General features: G+C 70.5%; 19 protein-coding genes and 1 pseudogene. 12 read left to right on the forward strand and 8 right to left on the reverse strand.

Translation table 11 applies throughout. The features are described from left to right. Positions 1-3: 3 nt before the first annotated feature. The 3 genes and pseudogenes from ACTWQJ_RS01070 to ACTWQJ_RS01080 form a co-directional block, all read left to right on the forward strand. Positions 4-420: pseudogene (locus tag ACTWQJ_RS01070) on the forward strand (TniQ family protein); the annotation flags it as partial. Between the two features lie 270 nt (positions 421-690). Beyond that, complete coding sequence (locus ACTWQJ_RS01075; protein ID WP_443304745.1) at positions 691-1,215, forward strand: hypothetical protein; 525 nt, start codon at positions 691-693, stop codon at positions 1,213-1,215. Between the two features lie 2 nt (positions 1,216-1,217). Then, on the forward strand, positions 1,218-2,381 hold the full coding sequence (locus ACTWQJ_RS01080; protein ID WP_443304708.1) for a TniQ family protein: 1,164 nt from the start codon (positions 1,218-1,220) through the stop codon (positions 2,379-2,381). Here the strand turns inward: ACTWQJ_RS01080 and ACTWQJ_RS01085 are convergent. Both ACTWQJ_RS01085 and ACTWQJ_RS01090 read right to left on the reverse strand, forming a co-directional pair. Beyond that, positions 2,321-2,590 (reverse strand): hypothetical protein, encoded by a 270-nt coding sequence (locus ACTWQJ_RS01085; RefSeq protein WP_443304709.1) that lies wholly within the window; start codon positions 2,588-2,590, stop codon positions 2,321-2,323. The two genes, ACTWQJ_RS01080 and ACTWQJ_RS01085, sit on opposite strands and share 61 nt — an antisense overlap. Before the next feature lie 192 nt (positions 2,591-2,782). Then, entirely contained in the window at positions 2,783-3,151 is a 369-nt protein-coding gene (locus ACTWQJ_RS01090) for a winged helix-turn-helix transcriptional regulator (protein WP_107050124.1), read from the reverse strand. A gap of 444 nt (positions 3,152-3,595) precedes the next feature. On the opposite strand from ACTWQJ_RS01090, the gene nadC reads away from it, so the two are divergent. The 3 genes from nadC to ACTWQJ_RS01105 all read left to right on the forward strand — a co-directional run bounded on the left by nadC (position 3,596) and on the right by ACTWQJ_RS01105 (position 6,013). Beyond that, the gene (gene nadC / locus ACTWQJ_RS01095; RefSeq protein ID WP_443304711.1) at positions 3,596-4,489 is read left to right on the forward strand and encodes a carboxylating nicotinate-nucleotide diphosphorylase; all 894 of its coding nucleotides are present in this window, start codon (positions 3,596-3,598) and stop codon (positions 4,487-4,489) included. After that, complete coding sequence (locus ACTWQJ_RS01100; protein ID WP_443304712.1) at positions 4,477-5,334, forward strand: PhzF family phenazine biosynthesis protein; 858 nt, start codon at positions 4,477-4,479, stop codon at positions 5,332-5,334. Before nadC ends, ACTWQJ_RS01100 begins: the two co-directional genes overlap by 13 nt. Positions 5,335-5,719: 385 nt before the next feature. Further along, positions 5,720-6,013 carry a DUF1330 domain-containing protein gene (locus ACTWQJ_RS01105; protein ID WP_443304714.1) on the forward strand — a complete coding sequence of 98 codons (294 nt, stop codon included), beginning with the start codon at positions 5,720-5,722 and terminating at the stop codon, positions 6,011-6,013. Positions 6,014-6,071: 58 nt separating this feature from the next. Here the strand turns inward: ACTWQJ_RS01105 and ACTWQJ_RS01110 are convergent, their stop codons facing one another. Both ACTWQJ_RS01110 and ACTWQJ_RS01115 read right to left on the reverse strand, forming a co-directional pair. Then, positions 6,072-7,013, reverse strand: a complete 942-nt coding sequence (locus ACTWQJ_RS01110; RefSeq protein ID WP_443304715.1) for a hypothetical protein — start codon at positions 7,011-7,013, stop codon at positions 6,072-6,074. 68 nt (positions 7,014-7,081) lie between these two features. Continuing rightward, positions 7,082-7,591: an NUDIX hydrolase gene (locus ACTWQJ_RS01115; RefSeq protein ID WP_443304716.1), complete on the reverse strand. Its 510-nt coding sequence runs from the start codon at positions 7,589-7,591 to the stop codon at positions 7,082-7,084. Positions 7,592-7,802: 211 nt separating this feature from the next. Between ACTWQJ_RS01115 and ACTWQJ_RS01120 the strand changes: the two genes are divergently transcribed. From ACTWQJ_RS01120 to ACTWQJ_RS01130, 3 genes are all read left to right on the forward strand, one after another. Then, a complete protein-coding gene (locus tag ACTWQJ_RS01120) occupies positions 7,803-8,312 on the forward strand; it encodes a helix-turn-helix domain-containing protein (protein WP_129798526.1) in 510 nt (169 codons plus the stop codon). 82 nt (positions 8,313-8,394) lie between these two features. After that, entirely contained in the window at positions 8,395-9,060 is a 666-nt protein-coding gene (locus ACTWQJ_RS01125; protein ID WP_443304717.1) for a hypothetical protein, read from the forward strand. A gap of 149 nt (positions 9,061-9,209) precedes the next feature. Beyond that, positions 9,210-9,548 (forward strand): DUF2516 family protein, encoded by a 339-nt coding sequence (locus ACTWQJ_RS01130; RefSeq protein WP_224737277.1) that lies wholly within the window; start codon positions 9,210-9,212, stop codon positions 9,546-9,548. Between the two features lie 155 nt (positions 9,549-9,703). Here the strand turns inward: ACTWQJ_RS01130 and ACTWQJ_RS01135 are convergent, their stop codons facing one another. The 3 genes from ACTWQJ_RS01135 to ACTWQJ_RS01145 all read right to left on the reverse strand — a co-directional run bounded on the left by ACTWQJ_RS01135 (position 9,704) and on the right by ACTWQJ_RS01145 (position 13,458). Then, positions 9,704-11,065: a PP2C family protein-serine/threonine phosphatase gene (locus ACTWQJ_RS01135; RefSeq protein ID WP_443304718.1), complete on the reverse strand. Its 1,362-nt coding sequence runs from the start codon at positions 11,063-11,065 to the stop codon at positions 9,704-9,706. Between the two features lie 322 nt (positions 11,066-11,387). Continuing rightward, the gene (locus ACTWQJ_RS01140) at positions 11,388-12,467 is read right to left on the reverse strand and encodes an NlpC/P60 family protein (RefSeq protein ID WP_443304719.1); all 1,080 of its coding nucleotides are present in this window, start codon (positions 12,465-12,467) and stop codon (positions 11,388-11,390) included. Between the two features lie 199 nt (positions 12,468-12,666). Continuing rightward, complete coding sequence (locus ACTWQJ_RS01145) at positions 12,667-13,458, reverse strand: class I SAM-dependent methyltransferase (RefSeq protein WP_443304720.1); 792 nt, start codon at positions 13,456-13,458, stop codon at positions 12,667-12,669. 385 nt (positions 13,459-13,843) lie between these two features. On the opposite strand from ACTWQJ_RS01145, the gene mshA reads away from it, so the two are divergent. The 3 genes from mshA (at position 13,844) to ACTWQJ_RS01160 (ending at position 16,615) form a co-directional block, all read left to right on the forward strand. Further along, entirely contained in the window at positions 13,844-15,184 is a 1,341-nt protein-coding gene (gene mshA, locus ACTWQJ_RS01150) for a D-inositol-3-phosphate glycosyltransferase (RefSeq protein WP_443304721.1), read from the forward strand. A gap of 14 nt (positions 15,185-15,198) precedes the next feature. Further along, positions 15,199-15,702 (forward strand): YbjN domain-containing protein, encoded by a 504-nt coding sequence (locus ACTWQJ_RS01155; protein WP_443304722.1) that lies wholly within the window; start codon positions 15,199-15,201, stop codon positions 15,700-15,702. A gap of 106 nt (positions 15,703-15,808) precedes the next feature. Beyond that, positions 15,809-16,615, forward strand: a complete 807-nt coding sequence (locus ACTWQJ_RS01160; RefSeq protein ID WP_443304723.1) for a hypothetical protein — start codon at positions 15,809-15,811, stop codon at positions 16,613-16,615. 14 nt (positions 16,616-16,629) lie between these two features. Here ACTWQJ_RS01160 and ACTWQJ_RS01165 read toward each other — a convergent pair whose 3' ends face one another. Continuing rightward, entirely contained in the window at positions 16,630-16,824 is a 195-nt protein-coding gene (locus tag ACTWQJ_RS01165) for a hypothetical protein (RefSeq protein WP_443304724.1), read from the reverse strand. Positions 16,825-16,833: the final 9 nt, after the last annotated feature.

Here is a 16,833-nt window from a genome sequence, read left to right on the forward strand (position 1 = left end):
GGCGTGCGCCCGCTTCCCCGCAGCCTCGACCCGCTCGACGACGAGACCCTGATCGGCTTCATCCTCCGCCTCGCCTATCGCAACGGCACGGCACCGGCCCAAGTCGCCGCCAGGATGGGATTGTTGGACGAGGGGAGTGGCAGCGCCGTCATCGTTTCGCCCTGGCTTCTTGCGGACATGGACAAGCCGCGCCTTGTGCGGGTGGCCCGCGCGGCACAGCTGACCGTGGCGGAGGCCGGCACGTTGTTGCTCGCCTCGCTGGGGCAGCGATATGGCCTCCTCAGCCGCCGCTACGGGGAATGGAAGGACCCCCGACAGCTCGCCCGGCCCAACCGTTGGGTCTTCATGCGCACCTCTCCGTACTGCCCGCAGTGTCTTGCGGGCTGCGACGCCCCGTCGGCACAGGCGTATGGGGGTGCCTGGAGGCGGGCCTGGCGGCTGCCCGTGGTCTTCGCATGCCTGCGGCACCAGCAGCTCCTCCGCCGCGTCTGCCCCACGTGCCGGGCCCCGGGGCAGTTCGCGCCCACGGGACTGATCACGCGTCCGGGCACGGGAGAGCTCCATCCAGCCCAGTGCCGATCGGCCGCTGCCCCGCGCACTGGCAGAGCGCGGCCATCCGTCTGCGGGAGCGACCTCTCACGCGCCCGCCCTGTCCGTACACCAGGCGACGCCGATTCGGTCACCGCGCTCTTGGACCTCCAGCGACGTCTCGATGCGCTGCTATCGGCCGACGGGCCGCAGAGCGTCAACAGCTGCGGCCAAATGACCCCGGTCGCCCGGTACTTCACGGACTTGCGCATCATGGCCACCTTGATCCTCGCCTCCTGGCCGGAAGCCAGCCCCTATGCCGCGACCCCCGCCCTGGCGCAGGCGATCGGCCGGGAAGCCGAGCAGCGGCTGCGCGACAGCCGCCGTCGGACATCAGCGGCATCGAAGAGACCGTACGGAATCAGTTCTCTTTTCGCCCCGCTGGAGTCCTCTCTCACGACGGGTGCCGTGCTGGGGATCGCGGAGCAACTGCTCGATGCCCGCGATAAGCGGTGGACCCGGCTGGCCGTGGGCCCGCTCCTCCGCGCGACCCTGGCGCTCAACAAGGACGCCTTCCAGGACCTTGTCAGCCTTCCCGGTGCGTCCATGGCGCTGCACGAGGTGTTTGGTGTGGTGATGGAGGCACCGCCCCCTGAGATTCCCATCCGCGGCCCGCGAAACGGCTGACGATGCGCCCCCTGCCACGCAGCCTCGACCCGCTGCCCGACGAGACCCTCACCGGATTCGTCCTGCGTCTCGCCCACCGCTTGGGCACGACACCTGCAGAGATCGTCCACCGCACAGGCCTGTCGTCCGGCCCCGGCCTGCCCACACGCCTGCCCCTGAGCTTCCAGCACCACTTGGACGATGTTCACCTCACGGGCTTCGCCCGCGCCACGCACCTCAGTCCCGCCGAGGTCAACGGCATGCTCCTCGCCCCGCTCGGACAGCGATACGGGCCACTGAACCCCGCCTTCACCCCACGCAACACCCCGGCCCGAATGATCTACGACAACCCGTGGGTGCTGACCCGCTCCACGCGATACTGCCCGCCCTGTCTCGCAGGCAACGGGACCGCAGTTCAGGACCGCCACGGAGGCCCCTGGAAACGGCTGTGGCGCCTCCCCGTGAACTTTCTCTGCGTCCGACACCAGCGACTCCTCGCTCACCGATGCCCCCGCTGCGGAGAACCCGCGCAGGCCGCCCGCACGACAAGCGTCATCGCGCGCCTGTCGGACGATGCTCTGGACCCGTGGCAATGCCGGTCGGCTGAGGCGCGTTCGGCACCGGCCGAGCATCCCGCACATGCCTGCGGAGCCGACCTGACCCGGGAGAGCGCCCCCGCCGGGGAACTCGATTCGGCCACTATGGCCGCGCTCGTCCAAGTGCAACGACACCTTGCGGGCTTGCTCGCTGCGGGAGGCCCCGAGAGCACGACGAGCGCGGGGGCGCCGGTCCCCGTCGCCCACTACTTCGCCGATCTGCGCGCGACGGTCGCCATGATCTTCCGGACCTGGCCCGAAGCCCGCCCGTACGCAGGCACATCGTTCCTGGCCGCCGTGCTCGACGCCGAGCATGCTTCCCGCACCGCGCAGGCCCAGCCCCTGCTCAACACCGCCGGGAAGAAGAAGACCTCCAAGCCCTACACCGCGCCGCCGACCGACTCCCTGGCCACGGGCGCGGTTCTGCAGATCGCGACGCGGTTGCTCCGAGCTGCGGATCCCTGCGAAGCGCGAGAGTCGATGACCCCGCTCGTTCACAGACTTCGCGATGCCGACCGTGCGCTCAGCGTCTACTTGTGCCGCGCTGCCTGGATCTCAACGCCCATGAGGACTGCGGTCGGCGACTGCTGAAACGCGGCTGACGTCATGCCCCACGAGCAGTCGGCGCTCTCCACGGTGATGCCGAGTACCTGGGCGACGGGCGGCGGCACGATCTCGCCGGCTGCCAGGCCTTGCAAGTACTGCAGGCCCGTCAGTTCCCCTTTGAAGGCGAAGAGCGGCCCTGGTTCCCTCCAGGACAGGATGGTGGAACGTTCCGTGTCGGTGTTCTGCTGAGTCATGCCGCCCCCTTGATCGAAGTCGGACCAAGTGCGCTTCGAATATCGAAGCACTGTCGCAGGCTGGACACTACCGATTCGAAATCCGAAGCAGAAGGATTGGCGAAGGTTTCGCGCCTGCCCCCGGCGCTCGGCCGAGCCACGGCAACCTCGTGACCCGGCGGTCCCGCCCCGCCTCCGATCCGAGGCGGGGCGTCAGTCCGCGGAGCCCCTCTCCGGCGCCCCGTCGCCCACGGTGTCCGGATGTGAGACGCGGCTGGCGGACTGGTCGTCGGTGTGGTCCGCCCCTTGCGGGTCGATCGTGGCCGCCCAGCGTTCCGCCCAGCGGGCGAGGGGGTTCAGGGCGTGGCGCGCCTCCTGTCCCAGCGGTGTGAGCTCGTAGCGGCTATCCGGTAGTTGGTGAATCACCTGGGCATCCAGCAGTTCGGTCAGGCGCTGCCGCATCACGCTGGAGGACATGTCGTCGCACCGCTTCTGCAAGGGGCGGAATCCAAGCGGACCCGCGCGAAGCTCCCACAGGATGCGCAGACTCCACCGCCGCCCGAACAGATCGAGTGCGGCCATGAGGGGGCGGCCGGTGGTCGAGCCGCGAACAGGACTGCCAGGTCTGGGTTTTGCCATGTCGGGATGTCCAGCTCTCCAGGGTTGATGCTTCGAATTCCGACACGCTAGCATCGGTGACCGCTTCGGAAATCGAAACGGAGGAGGCTGTTGTGGCACCTGCCCTGACGACCTGGGTGAGAGGCGTTCCTGAAGGCCCGAGTCGACGGAGGCGAGACCGGCTGGGAGGACCGGTACATGCGCATGGTGCCCCGAGTTCGACGTCGGCGCCGAGTCGCACGGACGGCTCACCCGGAACCTGTTCGTGGCGGGGGGACGGGTGACCGGCACGCGGGAGATCGAGTACAGGATCCACCAGGTCCTGCAAACCGGCCCAGCGGAACTTCAGTGCTGCCTCGTCAGCGGTTGCCGCCACCAAGCCAACGTCCACTCAGAGCTGGAGACCAGATGACCACGACCGAGTTTCCCTCGGCGGCAGCACGGGCCGCCGCCGCTGCCGCCCTGGCCGAGGACGCGTCAGGGAAGGACATCACCACCGAGTGGAGCGTTCCCGAGGACCTGGCGGCCACGGCCGAGATCCGCACCCGGCAAAGCGGCATCGCCGCCGGCCTCCCCGTGGTCGCCGAGGTCTTCGCGCAGGTCGACCCCGAGGTCAAGGTCGAGCCGGCCGTCGCCGACGGCGCCCGACTGGCCGACGGCCAGGTCCTGGTGCACCTGTCCGGTTCGGCGCGCAGCCTGATCACCGGGGAGCGTACGGCGCTGAACTTCCTGCAGCGCATGTGCGGCATCGCGACGCTGACCGACCGCTACGTCCAAGCTGTGGCAGGGACCAGGGCGCACATCCTGGACACGCGCAAGACGGCGCCGGGCCTGCGCGCCCTGGACAAGTACGCGGTCACCGCCGGCGGCGGCCACAACCACCGCCTCGATCTCGCGGCGATGGTCCTGCTCAAGGAGAACCACATCGCCGCGGCGGGCGGGGTGACCGCCGCGATCGAGGCGGTCAGGCGCGGGATGGCGCGCACCGGGCAGACCGTGGAGAGCGATGTCGAGGTGCAGACCGTCACACAGGCCGTCGAGGCCCTCGACGCCGGTGCCCGCTGGATCATGCTCGACAACATGCCGGTGGCCGACATCGAGCAGGTCGTGAAGGTCCGGGCCGGGCGGGCCGACGCTTCCCGGATCCTGCTGGAGGCCTCGGGCACCATCCGCCTGGACACAGTTCTCGCCATCGCCGGGACGGGCGTCGACCTCATCTCGGTCGGGGCGTTGACGCACAGCGCGCCCGCACTGGACCTGACCATGCTGCTGACCACCGGCCCGGTGCCATGTCCGAGGTAGCGGTCGTCGACGCGTGTCAGCGAGACGGCGCGGGTGGCAGCCCGACCACCGTTCTGGATGATGCGCCGTTCACCGACGAGGAGCGATGCCGCATTCCCACGGAGTTGGGAACATCGCACGCCGTCTTCCTCCGCGCGACCGGAATCGAGCGTCGTCAGCCCGGGTACACACTGCGGTTCTTCACCGCCCAGGACGAACTGCCCGCCTGCGGCCACGGCACCGTCGCCGCCCTCGCCGTGCTCGCCGAACGCGAAGGCGGCGACCACGACTACCGCGCCGTCCTGCGTACGGCCCACCGCAGCTTCGACGGTCGGGCAAGCCGAAACGGTGACGGCCTGACGGCGTCGTTCGACCCGGGCCCGGTCAGCCTGCGTAGCGCCGGTGGACCCGAACTGAGGGCAGTCGCAGGCGGCCTCGGACTGACGGAGGACGCGGTCGCCGGCGACGCCTGCGTGGCGTCGAACGGGCGGCCGAGGCTTCTGCTGCCCATCCGATCCCGCGCCGCACTGGCCGAACTCACGCCGGACTTAACCCTGTTGCGCGCAGCCTGTGACCGCTACGGTCTGCTGGGCTGCTACGCCTACTCGCCCCCGGACCGACACGGCCGAGCAGCAGCCCGGATGTTCGCCCCGTCGATCGGCGTCCCCGAGGACATCGCCAACGCCAACAGCACGGCCTGCCTGGCAGCGCATGCTGCCGGGTTCGGCACACACCGCCTCGCTGTCGACATGGGTGACCACCTCGGCAGCCCGTCCACCATCACAGCGACCGTCCACCGCGACCGCACGGGACACCGGATCCGAGTCGGCGGCCAGGCAGCGATCGTGCGCACGGTCATGCGCTGAGGCCTGCGCTCACAAGGCGAGGGTGCCGGTGCGCAGCAGGTCCAACTGCTCCTGTGAGAGCCCGGCCAGTTCTGGCGGCATCTGTGGCAAGGGCTCTGGGTTGATGGCTGATCACGTCGTACTGGTGCGACTCGTACCTACTTGTCGGCTCCTCTTCGTTCTAGTCCGGGCCGCCGCCCTTCCGGCGAGGCCAGTCATCGACTCGACCGGCTCTGGCTCGTCCTCGCCCGCCGACGCTCACCCGAGACCAATCCGATCGCAGCCCCAGCCGGTTGATCGAAGCCGTCCGACTTCGACGCCGTCTCCGTCGGCTCGCTGACCCACAGCGCGCCGGCCATGGATCCGAGCATGCTTCTGATCATCAATTCCGAACACAGGAGGTACTGTGGCCAAGGGCTACTGGGTCAGCGTCTACCGCACCATCGCAGACCCTGAGAGGCTTGCTGCCTACGACAAGCTGGCCGGTCCAGCCGTCAAGGCCGCGGGCGGGCGGCTGCTCTCCCGCGGCAGCCGGGTCGTCGCACACGACGCCGGAATCGCCGAGCGCACCGTCCTGATCGAGTTCGACAGCTTCGAACAGGCGGTCGCCGCACGCGCGAGTGCGGCCTACCAGGAGGCGCTGGCCGTACTTGCTGACGGCGTCGAGCGCGACTTCCGCATCATCGAAGGCCTCGCCTGACGACCGATGCCGCGTCAGGGAGGAACACGATGCCGGCTGCGGGGATCACCCCGGCTCGTCAGCGCGCCGCACCGTCGCGAAAAGCGTCAGGCCGGTGGCATCGGCGGTGATGTCCGGTCCGGCGACGGTTCCTTCCCGGCGGCGCGGCGGCTCGGACATCGGCCTCGATGTCGGCGGGGGTGCGTTCGACGAGGTTCCAGCGGCCGATGTGGGTCATCAGGGCGGCGTACGGGTTCGGGGTCGCGATGTTGGAGCAGTAGAACGTGTCTCCGGGGCGGCACAGGCGGGACAGGGTGGTGCGGATCAGGGCTCGGGTGAAGCGTTCTTCGAGGTAGTCGAAGAGGCCTCCGGCCAGGACCAGGTCGAAGGGGCCGTGGTCGGCGGCCAGGTGGGCGGCGGTGCGCAGGACGTTGCCGGGGGCCGCGGCGGTCTGGGCGCGGGTCGCGGGCGGCAGGTGTGTGAGGGCGTACTGGAGGGCGTTGGGGTCGACGTCGTTGAGGACCAGGCGGTCGGCGGGGTGCAGGAGAGCCGGGTCGACTTGGCGCAGGTCGGCGGCGCCTCCGGACGCGATCAGCAGGATGCGGCGGCCGGTGGCGCGCGCGGGGGCCGTGCTCGGGACGTCCGCCGGGTCGCTCCCGAGTGCGGACTCGATGAGTGCGGCCTGGTGGGCGATCTTGTTGCGGTGCTGGTCGGTGAGGGGAGCGTGCAGGAGGTAGTCGTCGAAGTGGTGGCCCCAGGTGCCGGGCACGCCTCCGGGCTGACCGCGCAGGATGTACTCGATGATCTCGAAGTCGCCGGCCCGGCCGCGATCCTGCTCACGGCTCAGCTGGACCATGCCGCCGGCGTCGGCGAACATCTCGGCCAGCGGTGCCATGGCCGCCGTGACGGTGTCCTGACGGGCCGTGGCGAGCGCGGCGGGGAGTCGGCGGAGGGCGAAGTCGTCGAAGTAGCGGTGTGCGGTCGCGCGGTCTGCGCCGGCGATCGCCGGGAGTTCGGCCATGGCGATCAGCCGCTCTCACAAGGCGCGTTGGCCGCAAGCAGGCGTCCCAGCCCGCGAGGCGAGAGAGGTCAGGACTGCGCGGTCCGGAACGCGAGATACCGGCTGAAGGCTTCGTGGCTATCGGGGGTGAAGCGCCACTCCAGCAGGGCCGAGTCGAGCTCCGGCTCGGTCAGCCAACCATGCCAGGCGACCTCATCGGGATCGGGGACCATGGCGTCCGGCACCACGGCTTCGTGCACGCCGAGCCAGTGAGGGCTCAAGCCGCTGCGGTTGATGAACGTGAACAGCAGGCGCGGCAGCGCACGAATGCCCAGCTCTTCGGCCAGCTCCCGCGCGGCGGCCTGTTCATAGGACTCGCCGACATTTGCGGCGCCACCGACCTCGACCTCATAGAGCCCGGGGAAGCGCGATACCTGCTCCGACCGCCGGTGGATGAGGATCCGCCCACGCTCATCACGACACACCGTCACGGCGACCCGGTGCAGCCAACCCTCCCGGATGGCCTCCTGACGGCTGACCACCCCCAGCACGCGATCTCGACCGTCGACACGCTCCACCAATTCATCCACGTCGCACACCCTGGCAGAGTCCACCGACAACGTCGTTTCTCGGCGACTCGCGGAGGCTGGCCCCAAAACACCTGCACCAGGAGGCCGGACGCGGATGACGACAGTTGTCCTGCAAATACGACACCTATCGTGCTCAGCCTCAACGGCCGCTGAGATGGTGTGGCGCACTTTTGCAAGCATGGTGCTTGCAATTGTTAGCGCGACGCGGCATGGTGGACGTATGGCAACGCTCAACGTCGGCAATCTCGGTGAGTACCTGCGCGAGCAGCGGCGCAACGCGCAGCTGTCGCTCAGGCAGCTCGCCGACGCCGCCGGGGTGTCCAATCCGTATCTGAGCCAGATCGAACGCGGGCTGCGCAAGCCGAGCGCGGAGGTGCTGCAGCAGGTTGCCAAGGCGCTGCGGATCTCCGCCGAGACGCTGTACGTGCGGGCCGGGATCCTCGACGCCGAGCGGGACCGGGACGAGGTGGAGACGCGCGCCGTCATCCTCGCCGACCCCACGCTCAACGAGCGGCAGAAGCAGGTGCTGCTCCAGGTGTACGAGTCGTTTCGCAAGGAGAACGGCTTCGAGAGCGTTCCGGGCGAGGACCTTCAGGACAACGGCGTTCAGGTCGATGACGTTCAGGACGATGACGTTCGGGGCGACGCCCATGACAGCGACACCGGCGTACGCGGCCCCCGCACGGCCGACGGCAGCGACGCCGACCCGCAGCGGCGGACCGCCGGTTGAGCGAGCGGAACGCCCGGCCGGGCGGCTGACCGGCTGCGGGACCCCAGACCCTCAAGAGAAAGCCACCGGGAGGACCAGCACCATGGCCATCACCGACGACCTGCGCAAGACCCTCAGCGACCCGAGGCCGCTCTACTTCGCCGCCGGCACCGCCGACCTGGCCCTCCAGCAGGCCAGGAAGGTGCCGGGCCTGGTCGAGCAGCTGCGCGCCGAGGCGCCGGCCCGTATCGAGGCCGTCCGCAACACCGACCCCAAGGCCGTCCAGGAGAAGGCCAGCGCCCGCGCCAAGGAGGCCGGTGCCCGCGTCAAGGAGACGCAGGAGACCTTCCAGAACAAGGTCAACGAGTTCCTCGGCTCCCTCGACGCGGACCTGAAGAAGCTCGGCAGCACGATCGACGCCGACCTGAAGAAGCTCGGCGAGACCGCCCAGGACCTCGCCCTGCGCAGCGTCGGCGTGGCCGCCGAGTACGCCGTGAAGGCCCGTGAGACCTACGAGAAGGTCGCCGAGCACGGCGAGCAGGCTGTGAAGACCTGGCGCGGCGAGGCGGCCGAGGAGATCGAGGAGCTGGCCGTGGCCGTCGAGCCGAAGGCCGAGCCGGTCGAGGTCAAGGAGGACAAGCCCGCCGCGGCCAAGACCGAGACCAAGGCCGCGGCCGGGACCGAGGCCGCCCCGGCGAAGAAGACCGCGGCGAAGAAGGCCCCGGCCCGCAAGACGACGGCGAAGAAGACCACGCCGCCGGCGAAGTGACACCGTCCGCGATCACGCTGAGTGACACGAACGGGTGACCTGTAACGGGTCGGGCACTCCTGGGGTGCCCGGCCCGTTCTTCGGGTAATGGGCCTGTGGTTGCGGGTACGGTGACCGCGTAGGACTAGCCGAGTCGGGTGGTGGACGTTGTGCTGTTGCAGGGGTTCGCAGGGTTCATGTGGCTGCTGAGCTTGGCCCTGATCCTTTTCAGCGGCTTCGCGCTGATCGACGCGGCCACGCGCCGAGAGGACGCCTACCGCGCGGCCGACAAGCAGACCAAGCCGTTCTGGCTGATCATCCTCGGGCTCGCCTTCGTGGTGAACCTGATCTTCAACATCCTGTCGTTCCTGCCCATCATCGGGCTCATCGCGACCATCGTGTACATGGTCGACGTACGCCCCGCCCTGCGCGGCCTGCCCGGCGGCGGCCGCGCCCGCAGAGGCTCCAGCAGCGACGGGCCGTACGGGCCGTACAACGGCGGGCGGTAATACGGGCCGTACAACGGCGGGGTAATACAGGCCGTACATCGGCGGGCGGCAATTCGGGCGTACGGCGACGCGCCGGAGGTGACAGCAGCACGAGCCGTCGCCCCCGTGACGGCGGCGGGCGGCAACATGGTCGCCGCGCCACAACCGCCGGAGGTTTACGGCACCCGGTCCAGCAGCAGTACCGCCACATCGTCCGCCAGCTCGCCGCCGTTGAGTTGGCGGACCTCGTTGACCGCCGCCCGCAGCAGCTCCTCGCCGCTCAGGCCCTGGGCGAGCTGGCGGCGGATCATCTCGACCATGCCGTCCTGGCCGAGCCGTTCGCGGCCCTGGCCGATGTGGCCCTCGATCAGACCGTCGGTGTAGAGCATCAGGCTCCACTCCCGGCCCAGCTCCACCTGCATCCGCGGCCAGCGGGCACCCGGCAGCAGACCGAGGGCGGGGCCGTTGTTGTCGTACGGCAGCAGCCGGGCGGGCCGGCCAGGGCGGGCGACCAGCGGAGCCGGGTGCCCCGCAAGGCACAGGCCCGCGCGGCGGCCGTCCGGCGCGATGTCCACCGTGCACAGCGTCGCGAAGATCTCGTCGTCCGAGCGCTCGTGCTCCAGCACCTGCTGCAGCGTGCCGAGCAGCTCGTCCCCGCACAGCCCGGCCAGCGTCAGCGCGCGCCAGGCGATGCGCAGCTCCACGCCGAGCGCCGCCTCGTCCGGGCCGTGGCCGCAGACATCGCCGATCATGGCGTGCACGGTGCCGTCCGGGGTGCGCACGACGTCGTAGAAGTCGCCGCCGAGCAGGGCGCGTGAGCGGCCGGGGCGGTAGCGGGCGGCGAAGCGCAGCGGGGAGCCGTCGAGGAGCGGCGTGGGCAGCAGCCCGCGCTCCAGCCGGCGGTTCTCCTGGGCGCGCATCCGGCCCTCGGCGAGCCGCCGCTCGGCCGTGTCGGAACGTTTCCGCTCCACCGCATAACGGATCGCCCGGCTCAGCAGGCGGCCGTCCAGCTCGTCGCGGAACAGATAGTCCTGGGCGCCCACCCGCACCGCCTCGGCGCCGCGCTCGGCGTCACCGGACGCGGTGAGGGCGAGGACGGCGTGCCGGGGCGCGAGCTCCAGCACATGGCGCAGCACGGACAGCTCGTCGTCCCTGTCGTCCGTCCGGCCGGGCGCCGGCAGCGCGAGGTCCAGCAGGATGCAGTGGACGTCGTCGGTGAGCAGCCGCTCGGCCTCGGTGAGGTTGCGGGCGGTGCGGACGCGGATCGGCTTGCCGGCCTGATCGAGCAGTTCGGGCACGATCGGCGAGCCGCCGGGGTCGTCCTCGATCAGCAGCAGCGTCAGGTTGGTGCTGGTCGTGTCGGAGCCGACGAGGGTGGTGGTGGTGTTCTTGGTGTTCTCGGCGGTTTTTCCCTTGTATGCGGTCTCTGCGCCGGATGCACCGGAAGCACCGGAGTGGCCGCCGACTGTCGACGCGGCCTGCGCCTGACCACTTTCCACGGCCGGGATCGCTCTCTGCCGCGGTACGGGTACGGGCATTGTCCTGAGTTCCTTCCCTCCCCCCGAGGGCACGGCGGGGCGAGGGACCTCGACCCACCGACCGGGACCATAGCGGGTGTCGGCGCCGCAAAGGAATGGTGTGAGCCACGCCGCTCCGGATGCGGCCACTGTCATATGCCGCGTTCTATACCGCAGTTGGGCAGGGTGGTGCGCTGCTGGGGATGACGAAGGTCACGTCCGCCGGGGGTTTGGGGGGCGGCACGGGGTGGAGTGGGTCACGTGGCCCAGCTCACGAGTCGGCGGTACGCCCGTCGGCCATGTCCGCCGTACGTCCCTCGGCCCGAGTCCGCCGTACGTCCTCTCAGCCCGCGTCCGGCCGTACAACCCCAAGGATCGGCATCGACCCGGCGCCCGCGATCGTGATCGCCCGCCCCGGTCGTGGGGCGTGCACCATCGCGCCGTCGCCCACGTACATCCCGACGTGACTGGCGTCGTCGAAGTAGATGATCAGGTCGCCCGGGCGCATGTCCTCGATGTCGATGTGCTTCAGCTGCTTCCACTGCTGCTGCGAAGTGCGCGGGATCACACTGCCGGCCGTCGCCCACGCCTGTGAGGTCAGTCCGGAGCAGTCGTAGGTCTTCGGGCCCTCGGCGCCCCATTCGTACGGCTTGCCGATCTGGGCCGTCGCGAATTCCACGGCCTTCTTGCCCTGCTGGGTGGCGGTGCCGTGCAGCTCGTCGAGGATGCCGGAGCTGAGCCAGGTGGTCTGTGCCTCGTAGGCGGCCTGCTCCTCGAGCTCGGCCAGGCGCTCCCGCTCCTCCTTCTCCAGCTGGGACTCCAGCTTCTCGGCCGCCGCGATCTGCTTCTCGACCTTCTTCTGGGCGGCGGCCTTCGCCTTGCGGTTGGCCTCCAGCTTCGCCCACTGGGCGGAGGCGTCCTTGGCGTACAGCTCCAAGTCCTGCTGGGTGCGGGTCATTTCCTCGATGAGGTGCCTGGTGGCGCGCTCGCCCTGGCGGACGCGGCCGGTGCCGTCGAGGAACTCGTCCGGGTCGTCGCTCAGCATCAGCTGGGCCTCGGGCGGGAGACCGCCGGTGCGGTACTGGGCGGCGGCTGCGGCGCCCGCGCGCTTCTTCAACTCCCGGAGCTTCTCCTTCCCCTTGGCGATCTTCTTGGCCAGGGCGACGATCTCGGCGGACTGCTGCTCGGCCTTCTCCTCCGCCGCGTTGTAGGCGTCGGTGGCGGAGGACGCCGCCCGGTAGAGCTTGTCGAGTTTCTTGCGGACGGTCTCAAGTTCCTCGGTGGACACCGGGGTTGAGGAAGTCGAAGAAGGCGAGGGGGTGGGAGTCGGGGCCGCGAACGCCGTGCCGGGCGCCGCCAGCACGGTGACCGCGCAGACCACGGTCACGGCCGCCGCGATCAGACTGCGCTTGCCCGTACCCATAGCCAGCCCCCAAACTGATGAACCGTCAGTAACTTCGGACGTCGGGGATCGTGCCATGCCGCGGCGCAAAACGACAGAGGCAGTAACTCCCTCCCCCATTCCGCCCGTCGAACGACGATCTCCCCGCCCTTTGTGACGAACGACTCACCGAGATCGTTCCGCGTCCCCGGCCCGTGTGGGTCCGGGTGGGGGAGAGCGATCAGATCCTGGGCGCCAATGCGGCCCAGCGCACGGTCACTTCGCCCTGCCGCCAGCGGGCCGGCCCGTCCGCCACCGGCCAGTCGGCCGTCAGGTCCCGCACCGCCCGAATCCAGCGCTGCCGGGCCCCGTACGAGGCGTAGGGCGCGGCGGCGGCCCAGGCGCGGTCGAAGTCGCGCAGGAAGGCGTGCACCGCCTCGCCGGGGACGTTGCGGTGAATCAGCGCCTTGGGCAGGCGTTCCGCCAGGTCCGAGGGTCGCTCCAGGGAGCCCAGCCGGGTCGCGAAGGTGACCGTGCGCGGGCCCTCGGGGCCGAGGGCCACCCATACGTGCCGCCGCCCGATCTCGTCGCAGGTCCCCTCGACCAGCAGTCCGCCCCGCGCACCGGTCGCCGGGTCGGCGGGCGCGAGCCGGGCGCACAGCCGCGCCCACACGTCGGCGACCTCCGCCTCGTCGTACTGCCGCAGGACGTTGGCCGCGCGGATGAGGTGCGGCCGCTGCGGGACCGGGATCTCGAAGCCGCCGTGCCGGAAGACGAGGCCGTCGCGTGCGTACGGCTGTGCCGCCGTGACCCGGGCCGGGTCGATCTCGACGCCCACCACGCGCGCGCGTGGCGCTGTCTCGCGCAGGCGGGTGAGCAGTTCCACGGCCGTCCAGGGGGCGGCGCCGTAGCCGAGGTCGACGGCGACGGGGTCGGCGGCGCGGCGGAGGGCGGCGCCGTGCGTTGCCGCGATCCAGCGGTCCATACGGCGGAGGCGGTTGGGGTTGGTCGTCCCGCGCGTCACCGTTCCCACGATGGGGGTCCCCCCGCTCGAGCGAAGCCGAGAGTGGAGGAGGGTCGCTGCGCGGGGCGTCATGCGTCGAGGGTAAGTGGTCGGGGCTTTCTGGTTACCCGGCCTGGGTGTGGACCTCGCTGGGGGCTGCCGCCCTCAGGCTCCCGCGTCGGCCTGAACGGCCTCGTCCTCAAGCTCCCCCAGAGGGGGCACCCCCAGACGGGCTCATTGATCCAGACCGGCATGGGTCAGTACACGTCACACCCTCGAACGGTTGAGCGACAATCGGTAATGATTCGGCAAAAACGCCTCGCGCGGAAATGGAGCGGCCCCCTCCGGTGTTGCCTCCCTTCGAGGACCCCGCACGTCCTCCCCGAGGCGTGCCCGCGGCAAGGAGGAACGCGACGTGAGCCAATACGTCAGCAGGCTCGGTCGCCGCTCCCCGGCGGCGCCCTCGCGGCTTCGGCTGGGGCACCGCCGCCCGCGCCGTGTGGCCATGCTCTCCGTGCACACGTCCCCCCTCCACCAGCCCGGCACCGGCGACGCCGGCGGCATGAACGTCTACATCGTGGAGCTCGCCCAGCGCCTCGCCGCGATCAACATCGAGGTCGAGATCTTCACCCGGGCCACGACCGCCGCCCTTCCGCCGTCGGTCGAACTCGCCCCCGGCGTCCTCGTCCGGCACGTCGACGCCGGCCCTTACGAGGGCCTCGCCAAGGAGGACCTCCCGGCGCAGCTGTGCGCCTTCACGCACGGTGTGATGCAGGCCTGGGCCGGCCACCGCCCCGGCTACTACGACCTCGTGCACTCCCACTACTGGCTCTCCGGCCACGTCGGCTGGCTCGCCGCCCAGCGCTGGGGCGTCCCCCTGGTGCACGCCATGCACACCATGGCCAAGGTCAAGAACGCCAACCTCGCCGACGGCGACACCCCCGAGCCCGCTGCCCGGGTCATCGGCGAGACCCAGATCGTCGCCGCCGCCGACCGGCTCATCGCCAACACCGCCGAGGAGGCCGACCAGCTCGTACGGCACTACTCCGCCGACCCCGCCGAGGTCGCCGTGGTGCACCCGGGCGTGAACCTCGGCCGGTTCCACCCGGCCGACGGCCGCGCCGCCGCACGTGCCCGGCTGGGCCTCCCGCAGGACGCCCTGATCCCCCTCTTCGCGGGCCGCATCCAGCCCCTCAAGGCCCCTGACGTGCTCCTGCGCGCGGTGGCCGTGCTGCTCGACGAGCGGCCCGACCTGCGCTCGCGCATCGTCGTGCCGGTTGTCGGCGGCCCCAGCGGCAGCGGCCTGGCCAAGCCCGAGGGCCTGCAGAAGCTCGCCGCGCGCCTCGGTATCGCGGATGTGGTGCGGTTCCGCCCGCCCGTGGACCAGGACCACCTCGCCGACTGGTTCCGGGCCGCGTCGGTGCTGGTCATGCCGTCCTACAGCGAGTCCTTCGGCCTGGTCGCCATAGAGGCACAGGCGGCCGGTACGCCGGTGCTGGCCGCCGCGGTCGGCGGCCTTCCGGTGGCCGTACGGGACGGACAGACCGGTTTCCTCGTCCAGGGGCACGATCCGGCCGCGTACGCGCGCGTGCTGCGTGATGTCGCCGACGACCCGCAGCTGTCCGCCCGGATGGGGGCCGCCGCCGCCCGGCACGCCCGTTCCTTCGGCTGGGACGCCTCGGCCGCCGCCACCGCCGAGGTCTACACGGCCGCACTGCACGCCCACCGCCGCCGCGCCCGCGCCCCGCACGGCTGACGTAGGCTCCGACCATGGCGGCAGCAGAGCAGCAGGCGGCAGAGGTCATCGAGGGCGTGCTCAAGGACGCCGAGCTCGAGTGGGAGAGTCCCGGGTCCGGCCACTACGTCGTGAAGCTGCCCGGCACCCGCAAGCTGTCGACGACGGTCTCCCTGATCGTCGGCCGGCACTCGCTCTCCCTCAACGCCTTCGTGATCCGCCACCCGGACGAGAACGAGGCGGGAGTCCACCGCTGGCTCCTGGAGCGCAACCTCAAGCTGTACGGCGTGAGTTACGCCGTCGATCCGCTCGGCGACGTCTACGTCACCGGCAAGCTGCCACTGCCCGCCGTCACCGCGGACGAGATCGACCGCCTCCTCGGCCAGGTCCTGGAGGCGGCGGACGGGGCCTTCAACACGCTTCTGGAGCTGGGATACGCGTCGGCGATCCGCAGGGAGTACGAGTGGCGGACGTCACGCGGGGAGTCGACGCGCAACCTGGACGCCTTTGCGCATCTCACGCGGCGTCCCAGGGAGTAGACCTTGTCGGCGTCCGGGGACGGACACAGCACAGGCATCCGTACAACCTCTGTGGGCCTGCCGCAGTCTCAGTCGCTGTCAGGCCCTACCAGCAAAGAGGTTGTGCATGCGCACAGGCAGAACCGGCACTGCGGCCGCGCTCGCGGGAGCGCTCGCCTTCGTGGCGTTCACCGCACCGGCCGCGGAGGCGGCGGACACCGGCATCACGGTGACCGACATGGTCGTGAACAACGGCAAGCCCATCGTCGTGGGCATCAGCGAGGAGAAGTTTCCCAGCGTCAGCTTCCGCGTGACCTGGCCCTCGGGTTATACGCCCATCACCATTGACGCGCATCCCTACCTGTACCACGACACCACGGCCGCCACCGGCGCCGACCACGGCGGCATCTACATGGCCAGCGTCACGACGTACGACGACAGCCCGACCTCCGGGGACTGCGACGGCGAGCTGTACATCGACCCGCGCTACACCCTGGACTCCAACAACGACGCCACGAGCTGGAAGATCGCCGTCGCCGCGCGCCTGTGGGACGAGTCGGACACCAAGATCAAGGCCGAGGAGTACCTGACCGGCTTCGGCAGCGTGCAGGTCAAGCGCGCGGCGCGGGCCACCGTCAACGCCTCCCCCGAGCCGGTCGCGAAGGGCAGGACCATCACCGTGACGGGCAAGGCGACGCGCGCGGACTGGGCGAAGCACGCGTACGTCGGTTACGGCGACAAGCTGGCCAAGCTCCAGTTCCGCAAGGCGGGCACCAGCACGTACACGACGGTCAAGTACGTGCGGGCCGGCTCCACGGGTGATCTGAAGACCACGGTCACGGCTTCCGCCGACGGCTACTGGCGCTGGACTTTCGGTGAGACGGCCACGACGGGCGGCGCGACGGCCAAGGGCGACTACGTCGACGTCGTCTGACGAGGCTCTGCCGCTCATCCGACGAGGCCCTCCGGCTGGCGAGCGGTGCCTTGGCGCAGAGTGTCGTACCCGGCGAAGGTGAACATCCGCTCTCCGCGCGCGAGCGGCCGGGGCTCGCCGGTGAACCGGTGGGCCCCGACGCCCGGCATGAGCCCGGGATCGGACACCCACAGGCGCTCGAATCCGCGTTCCTCCAGCCAGGCGCACACCTGCGGGAC

The sequence above is a fragment of the Streptomyces sp. KR55 genome (genome assembly GCF_052245645.1).
Lineage (GTDB): Bacteria > Actinomycetota > Actinomycetes > Streptomycetales > Streptomycetaceae > Streptomyces > Streptomyces flavusporus.